At 59.1% G+C, this 18,204-nt stretch carries 17 protein-coding genes; 6 read left to right on the top strand and 11 right to left on the bottom strand.

The window, feature by feature from the left end; translation table 11 throughout:
• Positions 1 to 10: 10 nt before the first annotated feature.
• The 11 genes from MRX98_RS11680 to MRX98_RS11630 all read right to left on the bottom strand — a co-directional run bounded on the left by MRX98_RS11680 (position 11) and on the right by MRX98_RS11630 (position 10,739).
• Positions 11 to 340 carry a hypothetical protein gene (locus tag MRX98_RS11680; RefSeq protein ID WP_246908030.1) on the bottom strand — a complete coding sequence of 110 codons (330 nt, stop codon included), beginning with the start codon at positions 338 to 340 and terminating at the stop codon, positions 11 to 13.
• Positions 341 to 423: 83 nt separating this feature from the next.
• Positions 424 to 1,737 carry a TRAP transporter large permease gene (locus tag MRX98_RS11675; protein WP_246908027.1) on the bottom strand — a complete coding sequence of 438 codons (1,314 nt, stop codon included), beginning with the start codon at positions 1,735 to 1,737 and terminating at the stop codon, positions 424 to 426.
• On the bottom strand, positions 1,734 to 2,276 hold the full coding sequence (locus tag MRX98_RS11670) for a TRAP transporter small permease subunit (protein WP_246908024.1): 543 nt from the start codon (positions 2,274 to 2,276) through the stop codon (positions 1,734 to 1,736). The genes MRX98_RS11675 and MRX98_RS11670 overlap by 4 nt, the downstream gene beginning before the upstream one ends.
• A gap of 132 nt (positions 2,277 to 2,408) precedes the next feature.
• Positions 2,409 to 3,446: a TRAP transporter substrate-binding protein DctP gene (dctP, locus tag MRX98_RS11665; protein ID WP_246908021.1), complete on the bottom strand. Its 1,038-nt coding sequence runs from the start codon at positions 3,444 to 3,446 to the stop codon at positions 2,409 to 2,411.
• 483 nt (positions 3,447 to 3,929) lie between these two features.
• Positions 3,930 to 6,035: an FAD-dependent oxidoreductase gene (locus MRX98_RS11660; RefSeq protein ID WP_246908007.1), complete on the bottom strand. Its 2,106-nt coding sequence runs from the start codon at positions 6,033 to 6,035 to the stop codon at positions 3,930 to 3,932.
• A gap of 120 nt (positions 6,036 to 6,155) precedes the next feature.
• Positions 6,156 to 6,728 carry an electron transport complex protein RnfA gene (locus MRX98_RS11655; protein WP_246907993.1) on the bottom strand — a complete coding sequence of 191 codons (573 nt, stop codon included), beginning with the start codon at positions 6,726 to 6,728 and terminating at the stop codon, positions 6,156 to 6,158.
• A 16-nt stretch (positions 6,729 to 6,744) separates the two neighbouring features.
• A complete protein-coding gene (gene rsxE / locus MRX98_RS11650; RefSeq protein WP_246907990.1) occupies positions 6,745 to 7,368 on the bottom strand; it encodes an electron transport complex subunit RsxE in 624 nt (207 codons plus the stop codon).
• A gap of 16 nt (positions 7,369 to 7,384) precedes the next feature.
• Positions 7,385 to 7,978, bottom strand: coding sequence for an RnfABCDGE type electron transport complex subunit G (rnfG, locus tag MRX98_RS11645; protein WP_246907987.1), 594 nt, complete (start codon positions 7,976 to 7,978; stop codon positions 7,385 to 7,387).
• Between the two features lie 2 nt (positions 7,979 to 7,980).
• Entirely contained in the window at positions 7,981 to 8,940 is a 960-nt protein-coding gene (locus tag MRX98_RS11640) for an RnfABCDGE type electron transport complex subunit D (RefSeq protein WP_246907974.1), read from the bottom strand.
• On the bottom strand, positions 8,933 to 10,219 hold the full coding sequence (locus tag MRX98_RS11635) for a 4Fe-4S dicluster domain-containing protein (protein WP_246907972.1): 1,287 nt from the start codon (positions 10,217 to 10,219) through the stop codon (positions 8,933 to 8,935). Before MRX98_RS11635 ends, MRX98_RS11640 begins: the two co-directional genes overlap by 8 nt.
• 73 nt (positions 10,220 to 10,292) lie before the next feature.
• Positions 10,293 to 10,739, bottom strand: coding sequence for a cytochrome c3 family protein (locus tag MRX98_RS11630; protein ID WP_246907970.1), 447 nt, complete (start codon positions 10,737 to 10,739; stop codon positions 10,293 to 10,295).
• A 227-nt stretch (positions 10,740 to 10,966) separates the two neighbouring features.
• Between MRX98_RS11630 and MRX98_RS11625 the strand changes: the two genes are divergently transcribed.
• From MRX98_RS11625 to MRX98_RS11600, 6 genes are all read left to right on the top strand, one after another.
• Positions 10,967 to 11,464, top strand: coding sequence for a PaaI family thioesterase (locus MRX98_RS11625; protein ID WP_246907967.1), 498 nt, complete (start codon positions 10,967 to 10,969; stop codon positions 11,462 to 11,464).
• A gap of 396 nt (positions 11,465 to 11,860) precedes the next feature.
• Positions 11,861 to 13,630, top strand: a complete 1,770-nt coding sequence (locus MRX98_RS11620) for an acetate--CoA ligase (RefSeq protein ID WP_246907964.1) — start codon at positions 11,861 to 11,863, stop codon at positions 13,628 to 13,630.
• A gap of 110 nt (positions 13,631 to 13,740) precedes the next feature.
• Entirely contained in the window at positions 13,741 to 14,025 is a 285-nt protein-coding gene (locus tag MRX98_RS11615) for a hypothetical protein (protein WP_246907961.1), read from the top strand.
• A 17-nt stretch (positions 14,026 to 14,042) separates the two neighbouring features.
• On the top strand, positions 14,043 to 15,671 hold the full coding sequence (locus tag MRX98_RS11610; protein WP_246907958.1) for a solute symporter family protein: 1,629 nt from the start codon (positions 14,043 to 14,045) through the stop codon (positions 15,669 to 15,671).
• Positions 15,672 to 15,801: 130 nt separating this feature from the next.
• Positions 15,802 to 16,359 (top strand): hypothetical protein, encoded by a 558-nt coding sequence (locus tag MRX98_RS11605; RefSeq protein WP_246907955.1) that lies wholly within the window; start codon positions 15,802 to 15,804, stop codon positions 16,357 to 16,359.
• A 174-nt stretch (positions 16,360 to 16,533) separates the two neighbouring features.
• A complete protein-coding gene (locus MRX98_RS11600) occupies positions 16,534 to 18,201 on the top strand; it encodes an HD domain-containing phosphohydrolase (RefSeq protein ID WP_246907952.1) in 1,668 nt (555 codons plus the stop codon).
• The last annotated feature ends 3 nt before the right edge of the window (positions 18,202 to 18,204 follow it).

Genomic DNA, 18,204 nt, shown 5'->3' with positions numbered 1-18,204 from the left:
GACTGCAATTCTAACTTCCGGTTGTTTCGGCGCCTGAAAGCTGCCGCTCGGGCCGCTGTTTCAAATAGAACCGCCCCTCTGCCGTCATGGCGATCATCTCGACGGCCAACAACATCTTCAATCCCTCCGGCCGAAAGGAGCGCACGCCGGCCCGGAAATAGTTGCGCTGCACATCCGGCAGGGCAACGGCCGAACCCGGGTCGAAGGCCTGTTCCCGCTCCAGCTCCTTGATCAGGCGGCCGGCGGCCCGTTGCGTGCGCCACAGATTGATCTTACGGGTCAGAACGTACACGCCGATCAACACCACGATCCAAAAAGCGATTGCTATTCCATCGGACATCGGAAGACCCTTGTGTTCTCAAGCGGCATGGCCGGTGGGCGCCATTGCACCCACCGGCCATGCCGTCTTCGTTTGCAGAGCGGTCAATTGAAAAACAGGTTGGGCAGGAAGAGCACGATCTGGGGGAAAATCATCAGTAAAATAAGCCCCACCAGCTCGACGATGGTGAAGGGAATCACCGAACGATAAATATCCATCATGGAGATCGAGGGCGGCACGACCCCCTTCATATAAAACAGGTTGAAACCGAAGGGCGGCGTCATGTAACCGATTTCCATGTTGACGATGAAAAGGATGCCGAACCAGATGGGGTCGAACCCGTAGGCCGTTACCACCGGCAGAAAGATGGGGATGCAGATCATCATGATCCCTGCCGGGTCCAGTACCATGGCCAGGAAAAAGATGATGATCTGGATGAAGATGATGGTGCCCCAGGGACCGCCGGGCACATACTGCATCAAATCCTCGATCAGGTGGGCGGCCCCCATGCCGTGGTAGGCGGCGGTGAAGCAGTAGGCGCCGAACAGAATCCACATGATCATGCCGGTGAGGCGGAAGGTGCGCAGGGAGGCTTCCTTGAGCAAGGGCAGGTTCAACTGGCGATAGAAAAGGCCCGATATGATGGCGCCCAGCACCCCGATGCCGGCCGCCTCGGTGGGCGTGGCGATGCCGAAGACAATGGAGCCCAGTACCATGAAGACGATCAGCATGGGCAGCAGCACCGCTCTCACGGATCGAAATTTGCGCCCCCAATCGCCACGCTCCTCCTTGGGAATGGGCGGTCCCATGTGGGGCTGGAAGTAACAGCGGATGCCGATGTAGAGGGAAACCAGCACGAACAGCATGAAGCCCGGCAGGATGCCGGCGGCGAACAACTTGCCCACCGACTCGCCGGCGATCAGGGCGTAGAGGATCATGATGACGCTGGGAGGAATTAGAATGCCCCATCCGCCGCCGGAGTTGATGCAGCCCACGGCCATCAGTTTGTCGTAATTGCGCTGCAGCATGGAGGGCAGGGCGATGGTGCCCATGCTCACCACGGCGGCCCCCGAAATGCCGCACATCGCCGAAAAGATCGCGCAAATGGCCACCGTGCCGATGGCCAGGCCGCCGCGCAGCGGTCCGAACCAGACGTACATCATCTCATAGAGGTCGGCGGCGGCGCCCGATCGTTCCAGGAGCATGGCCATGAAAATAAAAAGCGGTATGGCCACCAGAATGAATTTGTTCATGGCATCCCAGGTTTGGGCAGCCACCATGTAAAACGATTCCGGTCCCCAGGTGAAATAGAGGAACACCACTGAAACGCCTCCCAGCACGAAGGACAAAGGCAGTCCCAAAACCAGAAACAACAGCAGGGTTCCGAAAAATAGGAGCGTCAACAGTTCGATGCTCATGCCGTTTCCTTTTTGACCAGTTCTTGGGATGAAGCGTCCACACCGGTGGTTAGGGTGATAATGTCACGGATCAGTTTGGCGATGCCCTGAAGAAGCAAGAGCACGGCGGCGGTGGGAATCATGAGCTTGAAAGGCCACAGCGGCGGGCCCCATGCGGAAATGGAGTGTTCCCAGTATGACATGGAGTCCAGGGCCAGGGAGCCGCCGTAAATGAGCAGCATGCCGCAGAAGAGGAAAAAGAGGACCGACGTGATGATGTCCACCAACGCCTTGGTGCGGGTGCTGAACTTGGTGTAGAGAATATCGACATTCACATGACCGCCCCAGCGCAGGATGTGGCCACCGGAAAGAATGACGTACACACCGAAGGTGAGCTGGGTCAGCTCCTGGCCCCACACCGTGGGCGCGTTGAAAATGTAGCGGCGGATCACCTCGCTGAGCACCAGCAGGAACATCAGCAGGACGGCGTAGGAGAGGATGCGCCCCAGATGATCGTTCAGGGCGTCCACAAACCCGAGGATGGCATTGATGGCTCTCATAATGGTCTCCGGTACCGAATGATTCTTGCAACCTGCCCCGGCAGATCCCTTTTAGGTGGCTGCCGGGGTGCGGCTGCAAAGCTTCAGGGAAATTCCATAGCCGGGCCGATGACGACCGGCCGGCAGGACCGGTTACGGGAGGCGGCCCATGCTGCGGTTGAACTCTTTGATCATCTCCACCGCCTTGGCGCAGTCGGGTGAAAGCGCTGCCACTTCATCCCAGATTTTGATGGCGGCGGCCTGCATTTTCGAAAACTCCGCGGGCGGTATGGTCAGTACGGTAACGTCATGTTCTTTCTGGACCTTGGCCAGTTCAAGTTCTTCCAGGTATTGGTACTGATTGGTGCGGCGCCAGAAATGCTCTTCGAGCGTCCTGGTAAGGATCTCCTGGATGTCGGCGGGCAGCTTGTCGAAGGCATTTTTGTTGATCACCCAGATGTCGGTGGCGGCCACGTTGAGGGCCGGTTTGAGATGGTATTTATTGATTTCATAGAATTTCATGCTGCTGCTGCCCTGCACGGCACCCCAATGGGCGCCGTCCAGCATGCCGGAAGCCAGACCGGCATAGATATCGCCGCCGGGAATCATGGTGGCGGCGGCACCGATGGAGGTGAGGTATTTTTGCATAATGCCCGAAGAGCGCAGCTTCAAACCCTTGAAATCATCCATGCTGCGTACCGGCTTTTTCAGCGAGAGTTCCGTCGTGTAGATGCGGTCGGAAAAAAAGAGCAGGCCGTGGTTTTTGAGCATGTCGTCCTTGACCAGTTGTTCGAATCCCATCCACTGGTGAAAGTATACCCCTTCCCATTCGGCGGCGAAATTGAGCGGGAGCCCCGCCACCACGTTCAGGATGGGTACCCGGGCCATGTCGTAGGCCGATGAGGTCATGCCGATAGGCACCATTCCCCGCTTGACCGCGTTGAACACCTCCGGGCCGGGAATCAGCGATCCGGCCGCATACGGTTCAATGATAAAACGTCCGTTGGTGCGCTCTTTGATCAGCGCGGACACAAATTGAACGCTGTCTTTGAAGGAGGAGCTGGCGGCCGGGAAGTGGGCCGGGCAGCGCCAGGTAATGACATCCTGGGCTTGGGCGGTTTGGGGGACCATGCCCAGGGTGCCCATGCAAATCAACGAAAGAATCATCAGCGACATCAGAAATCGTTTCATGGGGGGCCTCCTGAATAGGGGTGAAGAGTTGACGAACGCCTTTGTGCTCCGGGTTGACCCGAAGGGATCGTAAAGCGGCATTGCAAACGGCTCCTTTAGGTTGATGCAAATGGCAAAAGTGCAGCAGCAGCCGACTGCCGTCGTCCTGCAGGCCTTTATATATCGTCGACGGGAATCGCCTTGAATCCAATGGAAATTCTTGAAGCAGATCACATCGATTGGCGACGATTATGAGATATATAAAGGAGCAAAGAATGAATAGTGTTTTTCTAACCCGAAGCGGAAGGTTTTGTCAATCATGAGGTGTGAAATAGTGTACGAAATTATCGAACCCGGTATGTTGATACCGGTAATGAAATACGATGCGGGCCGGAAAAAGAACAGCGCCGGTTGCCATTGAAGGCGACCGGCGCTGTTGGGCTGTTGGACGGATTCGATATTTACTTTGTTTTCACTGGGCTTTCCGGATCAACGAAGTGGTCGTCAGCCCTGGGCCACCACTTGAGCCTCCGGGGGCGTTTCCGGCACCTCCGGATCGTAGCAGAGCCGACAGCAGTGCAGGCAACGGTGGGATTCATGGACGGCATCCTTTTCGCTGATGACCAGATCCACTTCCACCATGCTGGTGATGCGGTCGGCCACGGGCAGTTCGGGCATGGGGGTGCGCGGCTTTTTGATGACCCCGGGAACCGTTTTGAACAGCGACTCGGGAATGTGCTTTTTGAGCAACGATTTGGGCGAGGTTTTGATCTCCTCGCCGGTCAAATATTGATGGATGGAGCGCGCGGCCCGTCGCCCGCCGCCGATGGCATCCACCACCAGGGAAGGCCCTGTGGCGGCGTCGCCGCCGGTGAACACATAGGGCAGGCTGGTTTGCAGCAGCTCCGGATCGTTGTCGAAGGTGTTCCAGCGGGTGATGGCCAGATTGTCCTTTTCAGCCTCTTTTTCCAGGAAATCGATCTCCGGTTGCTGGCCGATGGCGGTGATCAGCATGTCCACAGGCAGCACGGTTTCGGAACCTTCCACCGGCACCGGTCGCCGCCGGCCGCTGGCATCGGGCTCGCCCAGCTCCATGGTCAAGTACTCCAGTCCGGTGACGTGGCCGTTATCGTCGCCGATGACCCGGACCGGGGCCGCCAGGAACTGGAACTTGACCCCCTCGTGTTCGGCGGCCACGATTTCCACCTCGTTGGCCGGCATCTCCTTGCGGGTCCGGCGGTAAACGATATAGACCTCTTCGACCCCCAGGCGGAGCAGGGTACGCACACAGTCGATGGCCGAGTTGCCGCCGCCGACCACGGCGGCGCGCTTGCCCACCGGAACCTTCTTGTCGGGTGCGCCGGCCACCTTGGAGAGGAACTCGATGCCCTTCCAGCAACCCTTCAGATCTTCGCCGGGCACTCCCAATGCGTAGTCCTTCCAGGCGCCGATGCCGAGGAAAATGGCTTCGTAGCCCTCCTCGCGCAGGGACTGGATGGTGAAATCGCGACCCAGAATGTGGTTGGTGTAGGCTTCGACGCCCAGATCCAGAATGCCTTGGATTTCCCAGTCCAGCACCTGGTCGGGGAGGCGGTACTCGGGAATGCCGTAACGGGTGATGCCGCCCAGCCTGGGCATGGCTTCGAAGATGGAAACCGTGTGCCCAAGCCGGCGCAGGAAGTAGGCGCAGCTCACACCGGCGGGTCCGCCGCCGATGACCGCCACCTTCTTGCCGGTGTCGGGCGCGCAGGGGATGGGCAGCCGTTGACCGGAGTTCATTTCCCAGTCGGCCACGAACCGTTTGAGTTGGTTGATGGAGACCGCTTCGTCCTCCAACCCCCGTCGGCAGTAGCTTTCGCAGGGATGGGGGCAGACCCGGCCGCAGGTGAGCAGCAGCGGATTGCGTTCCCGGATGGTGTTCACCGCGCCGGCATAGTCGCCTTTGCGAATCTGGTCGATGTATTGGGGAATGTTGATTTCGGCCGGGCAGGTTTGCTGGCAGGGCGCCAGGGCATCGTCCAGTTCATTGAAATGGAGCAGCCGCTGGCTCATGGTGCGCACCGTCAAGATGCTTTTGGGGCAGGCGGTTTCGCAAGCGCCGCAGCCAACGCACTTGGTTTCGTCGACCACCGGGTAGCCGTCGGGCCCCATGTGAATCGCGTCGAATTTACAAGAGCGGATGCAATCGCCCATACCCAGGCAACCCACCACACAGACCCGTCGGCCGCCGTGCAGGCTGGCCAGGGCGGCGCAGGTTTGGGCGCCGTCGTAGTAATATTTGTCCGCCGCGCGATGGCCGCCCAGGCACTCGTTGTGGGAGAGCAAGGGCTCGGCGGTACCGGGGTCGACGCCCATGATGCCGGCGATTTCAAGGGCCGCTTCGGGGCCGGCCACGATGCAGACGCTGGGCGCTGCCTTGCCCGCCACCACCGCATTGGCCGCCGCGGAGCAGCCGGCATAGCCGCAGCCACCGCAGTTGGCGCCGGCCATGAAATATTCCACCTGGGAGATGCGCGGGTCTTCCCAGACGTAAAACACCTTGGATGCAACGCTGAGCACAATGCCGCAGGTGGCGCCGATACCCAACATAATCAAAACGGCTTCAATCACAGGATCCTCCTTGAACCCCCGTGGGGGTTCCCAGTAAAACAAAACCGCCCGGAACCCGGGGCCCCGAACGGTTTGTGCAAAAACCAATGCGCAATGCCCGCCAGGGGCGGCGTGGGGCGGTTAGACCATGCCGCGAAAAGCATAAAAGCTCAATGAAATGACACCCGCCGTCACCAGGGCGATGGAGGTGTCTTGCAACGGTTTGGGCACACGGGCCAGCAGGATGCGTTCCCGGACGCCGGCGAAAAGCACAAGCGCCAGCGCAAAGCCGACCGCGTATGCGAAAGAGGTGACCAGTGCGGGCATGAAAGTGAGCTCTTTATCGGTGTTGAGCACGCAGGCACCGAAGACCGCACAGTTGGTGGTGATCAGCGGCAGGAAAATGCCCAGGCCGGAGTAAAGGGCCGGGACGCTTTTGCGCAGGAACATCTCCACGAACTGCACCAGTGATGCGATCACCAGAATGAAGGCGATGGTGCGCAGGAACTCCAGCTTGTAAGGTATCAGCAGCCAGTTGTAAATCATCCAGGTAATGGTTCCGGCCATGACCAGCACGAAGATGACCGCCATCCCCATGCCCAGGGCGGTTTCCATTTTTTTGGAGGTGCCGAGGAAAGGGCAGTTGCCCAGGAATTGGGCCAGCAGGATGTTGTTGACGAAGATGCCGGCAACGATGATCTCTATGTATTCCATTTAATTCTCCTTAATCCTACTTGCTCGGAACAAGGTTCATCAAGCACAGCATCAAACCCAGGCAAACGAAGGCGCCGGGGGCTTGGATGGCAAAGGCGAACGGTTCGAAGGAGGCACCGAAAAGGTTGGGCACATGGTAGGCCAGGTGGCCGAAGATGTCCCCCTCGAGGGCGCCGGTACCCAGGATCTCCCGCACTGCGCCCAGGGCTGCAAGCGACAAGGTGAAGCCGATGCCGATACCCAATCCGTCGGCAATGGAGGGGACCACGCCGTTTTTGGAGGCGAAGGCTTCCGCGCGTCCCAAGACGATGCAGTTCACCACGATCAGCGGGATGAAGACGCCCAGGCTCTTGTAGATATCGTAAGCGTAGGCCTGGAGCATCTGCTCGACCACGATGACGAACGAGGCGATGATGATGATGTAGCAGGCGATACGTACCTTGGAAGGGATCACCTTGCGCAGCAACGACACCAGAATGTTGGAGCAGAGCAGCACGAAGGTGGTGGCCAGACCCATGCCGATGCCGTTTTTCATGGAGGTGGTGACACCCAGCACGGGGCAGAGACCCAGCACCAGGCGGAACGGCGCGATCTCCTTCCAAAGCCCCTTGGTGAACTCTTGTGCGATCGATTTGGCCATGATGTGGACTCCTTTGTTACTTGACGGCGCGCTGCATCTCTTCGGTCAATTGGGGTTTGAAGTTCTGGTAGAGGGTAAGCGCCCGATTGGCGGCATCCACCACCGCCCGGGAGGTAATGGTGGCGCCGCTGATGGCGCTGATGTCACCCCCGTCGTTGGTGACGGCGAAGGGTTTATCGACGGGCTTGCCCCTGAACTGCGCCGCGAAGGCGGGGTTGTCCTTGGCCTGGGCGCCCAATCCGGGGGTTTCCGTGTGGGTGGTCACACTGACGCCGAGCAACTGGTCCTTTTCCACATTCACCGCCACCAGTAACCCGATGGGGCCGCCGTAACCCCGTCCTTCCGATTCCAGGACCACCGTATCGGCTTTGCCGTCGAAGGCGCCGACGAAAACGGTGTGCTCCTGTTCGCCGTCCTCGATGCGGAAGCGGGACTCCACCGGATCGTTGGATGCGCCCGCCAGAATTTCACGGATGGCCGGTCCTTTGACGTTTTCCAGCACCTGCGCTTCGATCTTGGGTTTGGCGAACTCTTCGATCCATTTCAAACCGCCGCCGGAGATGACGCTCAGGACGGTCAAAACCACTACCATTTTGATCATTTCGCCCATTGTTATGCCACCTTTCCAATCGCCTTGGGTCTGATTTTGTCGACCAGCGGGTTCATCAGATTGATCAACAGAATCGCGAAAACGACCCCTTCCGGGTACGCGCCGATGTTGCGGATGAGCATGGTCATGATGCCGCCGACGACGCCGTAAATCAGCATGGGGACGGTGTTCACCGGTGAGGCGCTGTCGTCGGTCGCCAGGAAAAAGGCGCCGATCAGCGAGAATCCGGTGAGCAGGTGAAACAGGGGGCCGGCGTACGACGCCGGATTGGCTGCGTGAAACAGGCTGGCGGTGGCAAAAAGGCCCACGACGAAAGCCAGCGGAATTTCCCAGCGCACATAGCCGCGGGCCACCAGGTAGATGCCGCCGACCAGCAGGGCTAATGCGCTGGTGGATCCGATGCCCCCGATTTCAAAACCGAGCAGCAGGTCCCGCAGAGGAATGTCGGCCACTGCACCGCTGCCGAACGCCTTGGCGGCGGCCAGCGGATAGAACGGGGTGAAGTCCACGTTCACATTGGCCAGTTGGGCGTCGTAATCAAAGTAGACGCGCCAGGCCACCGAAAGAATGGCGTAGGCCAGCACCGGCGGGTTGAAAGGGGTGGCGCCGATACCGCCGAAGCTCTGCTTGGCGATCACCACGGCCACGAAAGTGCCGGTCAGCACCAGCCACCAGGGTGCCGTGGCCGGCAGCAGCAAGCCGAAGATCAGCCCGATGACGGCGGCGTTCCCATCGCCTACGGTGTTGGGCCGCTTGGCGATGGTGGTGATCAGAAATTCCCAGCCGATGGCCGTTGCCACGGAGAGGCAGAGCACCGCCAACGCCGGTGCGCCGTAGATGCCGATACCCACCAGGGCGGCCGGTAATGCGGCGATCAGGATGTTGTAGTTGCGTTCGGGCACGGCGCTGCCGATGTGCCAGAAGGGGGCATGGGAAACAATGAGCTTTTTCGGGCTATTCATTCTCTTCCTCCGCCGGGACCGCACGAGCGAGTTCATATTTGGCCAGCTTGATATACTGGAGGATCGGGATGCGGGATACGCAAACGAAGCTGCACAGGCCACATTCCACGCAGGAATAGAGGTCGTACAGGTCGGCGCCCTCCTGATATTGTCCCACTTCCAGAAAACGCACCAGCAGATTGACGGCCATCTTGGAAGGGCAGATGCGCACGCATTCGCCGCAGTTGATGCAGGGGTAGTCGCTGGTGAGGATGATATCGCGGCTGTCCTGCACCAGGATGGCGTCGGTGTCGGCCAGAACGGGTTGATCTTCGGAGTAGACGGCGGTACCGGTCATGGGGCCGCCGAAAATCAGGCGGTCGCGATCCTCGAGGGAGATGTCGAAACGGCCCAGGATGGCGCCGATGGGCGTGCCGACCCGCGCCGCCACCAGGTGTTTGCCGCCCTGTTTGTCCAGCACCGTGACCACCTTATCCAGGGGGATGCGTCCGTCGGTCATGGCCTTGCCGATGGCGGCCACCGCTTCGGCGCGCATGAACAGCACCCCGTGGTCCTCGAAACGTTCCCCCTGGTCGAGAATTTTGCCGAACAGCTGATAGAAAACCATCAGCGGCTGCCCGTGGGGATAGGTGTTGGGCACCGCCCGCACATCGGCTTCGAAATGGCCGTCGAAATTTTGGAAACTGTCGCTGGGCACGGCGAGCAGGATCTTGTCGACCCCCGCGATCTCCTTCAGGGCATGAATGCCCTCGTTGACCATGGCCGTTTGACTTTTGAGGATGTACAAATTGGTGTCCACCAGCAGATCGGTATCGCCGCCGTAGATGACGATGGTGTCCACCGGCTTTTTGGGGTCGGCCAGCTTGTCCAGCGCGGGGGCGCCCGGCACATTGCAAAGATAGTCGATCAGCAGTTGCCGGTCCGCTTGTCGTGAGGCCTCGGCGAATTGCTCGTCCCACTCATCGGCGGATTCGGGGGCGATGGTGATGGCGGTGAATTTGCGGCCGTAATCGCCCAGGTGGGGTGCCACCGATTGAATGACGCCGGTGGCCGTGGCAATTACCGAAGGGCCCGGTTGGTCGTCCCATGTCAGGCGCTGTCCGGTTTTGACACGCGTACCGGGCTTGAGCAGGGGCGAGGGCGCGGGGCCCATCTCCCTGGGCAGCAGCACCGTCATTGCGCCCGTCGATGCAACAGAGGCCGGTTGGGGCAGGGCGGTGCTCAGCAGTTCATACTGAAATCGGGGTTTGGCGTAGCCGAAAAACGGTTTGGATAGCATGTCTTAACCTTTGCTGGGCTGCGGCGGTAACGGTAGAAGGACGATTGCCAGGGGCGGGCGACCGTCCTCGGGCCTACATCACATGGCACTTGGCACATTCATCGGGACCGAAGGTAGGGCCTTTGCCATAATGTTCGTGGCACGACATGCACTGTTCGTGCAGAGCATCGGAGCGTTTCATGATCATGGGATCTTCGATTTCGTCCGGCATGTGGCAATCGAAGCAGGACTCGGGGACGGCCATTCCCTCGGGGCGTGGCGGGTGGCACATAGCGCAGGAAACCGGCTCGATTTCCTCTCCCACGTGGAGGTGATGGCAGTCCGTGCAGGAGAGCGCGAAACCACCGGCGGAGGCGTGGGTCTGGTGGTCGAAAAGCACTTTGCCGGCATTGGTGTGATACATCAAGCGGATCGGCTCCTCCGGCGTCGGGACCGGAAAAGCGGCATAAGCGACGATGGCAACGACCAGCAGCAATATCGTCACGCCATACAGGATCGTCCGGTGCTTCTGTGAAGTCATCTGCGCAAGTTCCTTGCTTTCTTAAAGGTTGGAAAGGCTACTGCAAGTGACCAAAAGCCAAGGCATCCGACTACCATAATGGCTATGGGCTTTCAAGTCTTTTGTTGCGATACTTGGTGAGACGTGGATGAAATCATTGATAATAAGGTGTCATTGGCGCTATACTGAATCAGGTGTGCGAACGTCGCCCGACCCAAACACTTCCGGCGAAAGGATGAACCACCCCCATGCCGCAAAGCGATGCTTTCTTGCCCATCGAGCCCTTCACCGGTGATTTGAACTGTTTCGCCTGCGGGGCGCACAACCCCTTCGGCCTCCACATGCAATTCGCCACGGACGGCCGCACCGTGGTCTCCAGGGTCACCCTGCCGGAGCACCTGTGCGGTTGGGGCCATTTGATCCACGGCGGCATCATCGCCACCTTGCTGGATGAAACCATGAGCTGGACCGCCATCCACCTGCTGCGGCGTTTGATTTTGACCCGTTCCATGGAAACCGAATTCGTGCTGCCGGTGGCGCCCAACGTTCTTCTGCGGACCGAAGGGCGCATCGAGCGACGGGTCAAAAACACCGAAGCCGTCGTCGGTGCGGTGCTTTTCGATGCACAGGAACGGGTATGCGCCCGGTCCACGGGCCGTTTCGCACTATTGCCCGCCAAAATGATGCGGCGCATGAAAATCGTCGACGAACAGACCATCGCAGATTTTGAAAAGCGTTATGAATAGCCGGTTTCCGGCAGTTTCGTGCTCTCCAATCGACCCCGCGCTGCTTTAAGCCGACCCGGCATGCCGTTTGGCGACTTGTCAAATTGTGAAGCCCTGAAAAAAGGTGTTTACAAACTACAAAATTAAAATTAGATTCATTTAATGAAACACCTTGTAGCCGGTTCCAGACAGCAGGAACGGTCGCGACGTTCATTCCCAAAAAAATGTTACGGCAGATCTTGGATGACGGCTCTCACCTGTAGGTCAAAAAAATCGGTAAGCGCGATGGCGCTTTTTATTTCGGTCATTTTTGCGAAGGGGCGTTGGTTTGCGCCAAGCAGTGCCTGATGCGCGTGCGGGGATCCGGCGGGCGCCGGTGCGCGTGCACCGACCACAACAACCACAAGGAGGGCATGAATGGGGATGGAGAGCTTGTACAAAGAGGTAATGGACCTCAACACAATTGAGAATCTGGACCAGCGGCGGGATACGGCCAAGGCCTTTTTCGAGAAGCTCAACAAGATGGCGCTGCCCGAATATTTCAATTGGGTTGAGGAGATTTTCGAGGGGTTTCATGTTCGGGAGCGCGCCGACCAGAAAGCGTTGATCTGGGCTGACATCGAATCCGGCCAGGAGCGATCCTACACCTATGCGCAAATGGCCGCGCAAGCCAACAAGTGCCTCAACTTCCTGCGGCAAAATGGTGTGCAGCAGGGCGACAACATGTACATGATGCTGCCGATCATCCCCGAAACCTGGTTTTCCACTATGGCCAGCCTCAAGGGTGGGATGATCAACGTGCCGACGGCCACCACTATGACCATGCGGGAGTTGCGCTTCCGGTTCGAGTCCTATCCGCCCGACTGCCTGATCACCAGCGAGGCGGGCGCCGAGATGATGGACGAGGCGTTGAGCACGCTGACCAACAAGCCCAAGGCCAAAATTGTCATGGGGCAACGGGAGGGTTGGACCAGTTACACCGATCTGGAAAAAGAAGCGGATCAAGCCCAGGGCGCCAAGATAAAAAAGGAAGATTGCCTGGTTTGCTTTTTCACTTCCGGCACCACCGGTCTGCCCAAGCGGGTGGGCCACAGCGCCGTCTCCTATCCCGTGGGCCATCTGTCCACCGCCGTCATGGCCGGCATCCGCCCCGGCGATGTGCACCACAATCTGAGCGCACCGGGATGGGCCAAGTGGGCCTGGAGCAGCTTTTTCGCACCGCTGAACGTGGGGGCCACGGTGTGCGGCTTCGATTTCAAGGCGTTGGTGCCCAAGACCTACCTGGAGTATGTGGCCAAGTACAAGGTGAACGTTTTTTGCGCGCCGCCCACGGCCTGGCGGGCCTTTGTCGGTGTGGATTTGAGCCAGTTGAATTTCGAAGCGTTGCGTTCGTCCATCAGCGCCGGCGAGCCCCTCAACCCCGAGGTGATTCAGCAGTGGAAGAAATATACCGGCACGGAGATCCGGGACTTCTACGGGCAGACCGAATCCACCGCCATGATCGGCAATGCGCCCTGGATGGAAGGCAAAATGCGCTTCGGCTCCTTCGGCATGCCCTCCTTTTTGTACGACATTACCCTGGCCGACGATGCGGGCAAGGAGATCGCCTCTCCGGGCGAGACCGGTCACATCGTGGTGCGCACGGATCGCTGGCGGGCCATCGGCCTTTTCCAGGAGTACATCGGCGATCCGGGCAAGATGAAACAGGTATTCATGGAGAACTACTACTTCACCGGCGACCGGGCGCAGTTCGACGAGGACGGCTACTGGTGGTTCGTGGGCCGGGCCGACGATGTGATCAAGTCCTCCGATTACCGGGTGGGTCCCTTCGAGGTGGAAAGCGCCTTGATCGAGCATCCGGCGGTGGCCGAGGCCGCGGTGGTGGGCAGCCCCGATCCGGAGCGCTATCAGTTGGTCAAGGGGTATGTCATTCTGGGCCAGGGCTATGAGCCTTCGCGGGAACTGGCGCTGGAGCTGTTTCAGCACTGCATCAACATCCTGGCCAAATTCAAGATTCCGCGGATCATCGAATTCGTCAAGGAGGTTCCCAAAACCATCAGCGGCAAGATTCGGCGCATTGAACTGCGGGAGCAGGAGACGAAGCGAAAGGAGAGTGGCGAAAGCAGGGCCGCCAATGAATATTTCTACTGGGATTTTCCCGAATTGAGCTCCAAGAAAAAGCAATAAGACCATTGGTCCGTGCCGTTAATTCGGATCCGGGTTCGTAAGCCTATTCCTCTCAAATGCTTCCCGTTCTTGCCTGGTCGGGAAGCAAACCAACATATGGAGGTTGTCCAATGAAGGAAAAGCTCTACGCGAAGGAAATTCTGGTCACCATCATTTTCACGATCGTGCTGCTCATTTTCGGGCATTTCGCCCAGTTGTTCGTACTCTTTCCCTCTCTGCAAAGCGGTACCATGTGGGGATTTCCGGTACACTACATTCTTCCCATCCTCATGGGGTGGTTCGGCCTGTTGGTGGTGACCATCATCATGGCGCTGGTGCTCAACCGGCTGGACGATGAGATCGACCAATACGGGGAGACCAACCGCGCGGCCGCCAAAGGCGGTCAAAACCAATAAAGAGGGGGGATTGAACCATGCAGATGACCGAATTTGTGCTGCCCAACATATGGGTAGGGGTCTTAGTCGTCGTTGCGCTGTTCGCCATTTTCTACTATGTGGGTTATGTTTCCGCCAAGAAGACCACCAGCGAAGAGGACTTGTATGCCGCCGGTTTTAAAATCGGTCCCATCACCAACGGTTTGGCCATGGCGGCCACCTGGGCCAGTCTGGCCACTTTCATGGGGGTCATCGCCCTCATCTACCGACTGCAGGCGCCCTTTGTTTATCTTTGGATTCAATGGGCCCTGTCGATCCCCCTTTTGGTATTGCTCTACGGCACTTGCCTGCGGCGTATGAAGGCCTTTACGCCGGCCTCTTTCATCAAGGTGCGTTACGGCAACCAGGCGGCCATGGTGGTGATCGCCTGGATGTGTTTGAGCATGGTGATGTACGCCCTGGGCCAGATCATCGGCCTGGGCATGGCCTTCGAGGTGCTGTTCCACTTGCCCTACAAGTGGGCCCTGATCATTGTGGGCCTGGCCACCCTCGGGTATGTCACCATCGGCGGCATGTACGGTGCCTCCTACAACGCCGCCTTCCAGATGGTGGTCATGACCGTGGCCATGGTCGTTCCCATGGGCGCCATCATGAAGCAGATGGGCTCTTCCGGCTGGTGGTTCCCACCGCTGGCTTACGGTGACATGGTGCCGGGGATGCTGGCCCAGATCCCCGAGTTCTTCGACATGAAATACGATTACCGCTGGTATTTCGCCTTGATACCGGCCTTCACCCTTGGTCCCATCGCCCTGCCCCATCTGGCCATGCGCGTGTTCACCTCCAGCAGCTTGAAGAGTGCCCGCTGGTCGGTGGTCTGGTTCATTCTTTTCCTCGGCCTGCTGTTTGCCGGCACCTACACCGCCGGTTTCGCCGGCAACTATTTCACCGCGGTCACCGGCAACACCATCGCCAAGCCGGACCAGACCATCCTGGTGCTCAATGTCTACTACAACCCCGTACTGGTGGCCGCGTTCGTGGTCGGCGGTGCCGTGGCGGCTGGGCTGTCCACCGTGGGCGGCAACCTGATGGCCATTGCCGGCCTGGTGGGCGCGGATCTACTGGGGATCTTGAAACCCAAGATGGAAGCCAAAAAACGCATGACCTACGGTTACGTCGCACTGGGCGGTGGTGGCCTGATCGCACTGTTGCTGGCCTTCAACCCGCCGGCCTTTCTGGTGACCAGCATCCTCTGGGCCTTCGGTTTGCTGGCCACCGCCGTCAGTCCCTCGCTGTTGCTGGGGGTGTGGTGGAAGCAGGCCAACAAGTACGCCATGATCATCAGTTCGGTGGCCTGCGGGGTGATCTACATCATCATCTCCCCCCACGTGCTCAAAGGGATCGTCGTGGGCAAGGGGCTGGTGGCGGCCCTGGGCATGTCCGGCGCAATGATCACCGTGCCCCTGTCCTTTGTTTCCTTTATTGTGTTGTCCGTCATTTTCAACAAGATGAACATCGCCGCGCCCACCCTGGCCGACATGCAGTACATCGACCGCATCCACGGATGGGGCGACGAACACGTCGAAAGCCGGTACAACAGCTATGCCATGCCGATCTTCGCCGTCGTGGCCTCGGTGATCATCTTCATCTGGGGGTTGCAACCCTGGTAAAATTGAGGCGTTACCTGGCAAAGCATTTGTGATACAAGGCAGGAGGGAAGGTGGTCGTACCTCCTGCCTTTTTTTCTTCGGCCGCTGTGCCGCGGTTTTCTGATTACGCAACGCGCCATCGAGGGGAAACGTGAACTACACATCAGCCATGGTTGCCATCCTGCAGTTGGATCAAGGCATCTACCCGGCGGTCCATAATGCCGGCAAAGCCGTCAATTACTGCATGATCAATATTCTTGTGTTCGGGTTGTTGCACAGCATGTCGGCGCTTTATTTCGCCGAGGCATTTGCCTCGGTGGGTGAGGCCGGACAAACGATTCCGTGGGCTTTGAAGCTGCAATTGATGGCTGTCGCCGTCGGGGTGGCGTTCTTGATGCACGCCAGCGCGGCGCTGTTTCTCTGGGTCTTTTCCCGCGGTTTCGGCGGGCGAACGGCCTTTTTACCGGTTTACCTGAATCTCGGGCTCGGCCTGATCGCCCTGTGGCCCATGGCCCCGGCCCTGGCGGCGCTGCAGACCGGTATTCGGGGATTTGCGCTGCAAGGGTTTTTCATTTTGGCCGCGCTTTACGGGCTGTGTGTGATTTTTGTCGGTACCAAGAGTGCGTCGGGCCTGTCCACCTTGCGCATGGCCGTTGCCATGGTGGTCACCATTGTGGTGGCGGTATCCATCGTTTATCTTTGGACTTAACATTCGCGGTCCATCCGAAAAGGGCATTTCCCGGTCCGGAAACGCGCCTTCGCTTTATTGCGCCTTTGGTGACGGAGTCGCGACGACTGCGGGTGCCAAAATCGCTGCAACCGGATCCAAACCGCACAGCCCGTCGTGACGGGCCGAGCAACAGCTATCAACGGAATCGGCGCCATGGCGGAAACGGCTAAATTCCAACGGTTTTTCGAGGTCATCACCCAGGTGAGCCGTGCGCTGCATGAAAGCGGCGACCTGAAGCAGGCCATGGCCGTGATGGTGGAGACCATTACGGCGGCATTCGAGGCCCGCGGCTGTCTGCTGCGGCTGCTGGACCCCATCGGTCAGGAGCTGGAGTTGCTGGCGGCCACCGGGTTGAGCCACGACTTTTTGGAAAAGGGGGTGGTGGCCGACCTTGATTTTTCGGCGGCCGCGGAAGATGCACTGCTGGTGATCGAGGATGTGGCAGGCGACAATCGCGTCCTGGATCCGGAAGCGGTCCGCCGCGAGGGGATCGTTGCGATCATCGGGGTCCCCCTTCGGATCACGGGCACCATGCGCATGGTGCTCAAGATCTTCTTCGATCGCCGCCTCACCCTGGACGATCAGGACCAGCGTTTTTTATACTACCTGGCCCAACAAAGCGCCATGGCCATCCGCAGCTCCTGGATGTACACCCGTTACCTGGAGGCGTTTCGCCAGGTCACCTGGGCGATTCATGCCGGCGAGGCGGTGGACGAGATACTGGAGAGCATCGTCGTCAACATCCGGGAAATGATGGAGGCCCGGGGTTGCATCTACTGGATCGTGGACACCAATCGCCGCCGGGTGCATATGAAGGTCACCAGCGGTTTCCAGATGGAGAGCCTTTCTCAAATTGAATATGAAACCCTGGAGGAGGTGTTTCGCTTTCACGAAGACAAGGAGGTGTTCATCCGTGATGTGATCCAGGATCCGCGCATTCCCAGCGTCAGCCGCCTGGGCAAGCAGATGGTCAAAAGCATCATGGGCATCCCCTATCCCATCGTCGATCAGTACCGCGGCATCCTGGCCGTCTACTTCAGCCGGGAGCGAGAGCTGTTGCCCACCGAAATCAATTTCATTCGTGACTCCGGTCGCCAGGGGGCCATCGCCCTGCACCGCGCCTTTCGCTATGACGAGCGCACCCTCAAGGCGCTGCGCGAAACCATCGGCGGACTGGTGCTGGCGCTGGAGGCCAAGGATGTGTGCACCCATGGCCACTCCCTGAACGTGGCCAACTATGCCCGTCTGACCGCCCAGCATCTGGGCCTGGCGGCCCATCAGGCCGACGCGGTGTTCAATGCCGGGCTGCTGCACGATATCGGCAAGATCGCCATGGGCAACGAAATTCTGGACAATCTGGGCAACCTCTCTCCCGGTGAATTTCAAACCATTAAGCAACACCCGGTGATCGGGGCCAACATTCTGCGCTCCCTCTCGTTCCTCGATGAAGTGACGCCCATGGTGCTCTATCATCATGAACGCCATGACGGCAGTGGTTATCCCGAGGGGCTGGTGGGCGAGGCGATCCCCCTGGGGGCACGGATCCTGGCGGTTTGCGACAGTTTCGATGCCATGACCTCCGACCGCCCCAGCACCCAGCGCATCAGTGTACAACAGGCCTGCGGCGTGCTGCAGGAGTTGGCCGGCACCCGGTTCGACCCCGTCGTCGTGAGGGCCTTTGTCGAGGCGGTGACGCAACATCCGGAGGCGGTGACCCCCTATCGGTTGCCCGAAGATTACGTGGCGGCCTGCAAGTTGACACCCGTCAACGGCCAACCGTCCTTCAAACAGCGGTTGCGTCGTTTTCTGCCCGGTTTTTAATGG

This window comes from Desulfatitalea alkaliphila (assembly GCF_022968795.1).
Lineage (GTDB): Bacteria > Desulfobacterota > Desulfobacteria > Desulfobacterales > Desulfosarcinaceae > Desulfatitalea > Desulfatitalea alkaliphila.
This window is presented reverse-complemented; position numbering and strand designations above follow the sequence as displayed.

What these genes read in the sequence shown, in the direction of transcription:
- rnfG (WP_246907987.1), bottom strand. Translation starts at nt 7,978, where the DNA reads ATGGGCGAAATGATCAAAATGGTAGTGGTTTTGACCGTCCTGAGCGTC.
- MRX98_RS11615 (WP_246907961.1), top strand. Translation starts at nt 13,741, where the DNA reads ATGAAGGAAAAGCTCTACGCGAAGGAAATTCTGGTCACCATCATTTTC.
- MRX98_RS11640 (WP_246907974.1), bottom strand. Translation starts at nt 8,940, where the DNA reads ATGAATAGCCCGAAAAAGCTCATTGTTTCCCATGCCCCCTTCTGGCAC.
- MRX98_RS11680 (WP_246908030.1), bottom strand. Translation starts at nt 340, where the DNA reads ATGTCCGATGGAATAGCAATCGCTTTTTGGATCGTGGTGTTGATCGGC.
- MRX98_RS11670 (WP_246908024.1), bottom strand. Translation starts at nt 2,276, where the DNA reads ATGAGAGCCATCAATGCCATCCTCGGGTTTGTGGACGCCCTGAACGAT.
- MRX98_RS11610 (WP_246907958.1), top strand. Translation starts at nt 14,043, where the DNA reads ATGCAGATGACCGAATTTGTGCTGCCCAACATATGGGTAGGGGTCTTA.
- MRX98_RS11630 (WP_246907970.1), bottom strand. Translation starts at nt 10,739, where the DNA reads ATGACTTCACAGAAGCACCGGACGATCCTGTATGGCGTGACGATATTG.
- dctP (WP_246908021.1), bottom strand. Translation starts at nt 3,446, where the DNA reads ATGAAACGATTTCTGATGTCGCTGATGATTCTTTCGTTGATTTGCATG.
- rsxE (WP_246907990.1), bottom strand. Translation starts at nt 7,368, where the DNA reads ATGGCCAAATCGATCGCACAAGAGTTCACCAAGGGGCTTTGGAAGGAG.
- MRX98_RS11655 (WP_246907993.1), bottom strand. Translation starts at nt 6,728, where the DNA reads ATGGAATACATAGAGATCATCGTTGCCGGCATCTTCGTCAACAACATC.
- MRX98_RS11635 (WP_246907972.1), bottom strand. Translation starts at nt 10,219, where the DNA reads ATGCTATCCAAACCGTTTTTCGGCTACGCCAAACCCCGATTTCAGTAT.
- MRX98_RS11600 (WP_246907952.1), top strand. Translation starts at nt 16,534, where the DNA reads ATGGCGGAAACGGCTAAATTCCAACGGTTTTTCGAGGTCATCACCCAG.
- MRX98_RS11675 (WP_246908027.1), bottom strand. Translation starts at nt 1,737, where the DNA reads ATGAGCATCGAACTGTTGACGCTCCTATTTTTCGGAACCCTGCTGTTG.
- MRX98_RS11620 (WP_246907964.1), top strand. Translation starts at nt 11,861, where the DNA reads ATGGGGATGGAGAGCTTGTACAAAGAGGTAATGGACCTCAACACAATT.
- MRX98_RS11625 (WP_246907967.1), top strand. Translation starts at nt 10,967, where the DNA reads ATGCCGCAAAGCGATGCTTTCTTGCCCATCGAGCCCTTCACCGGTGAT.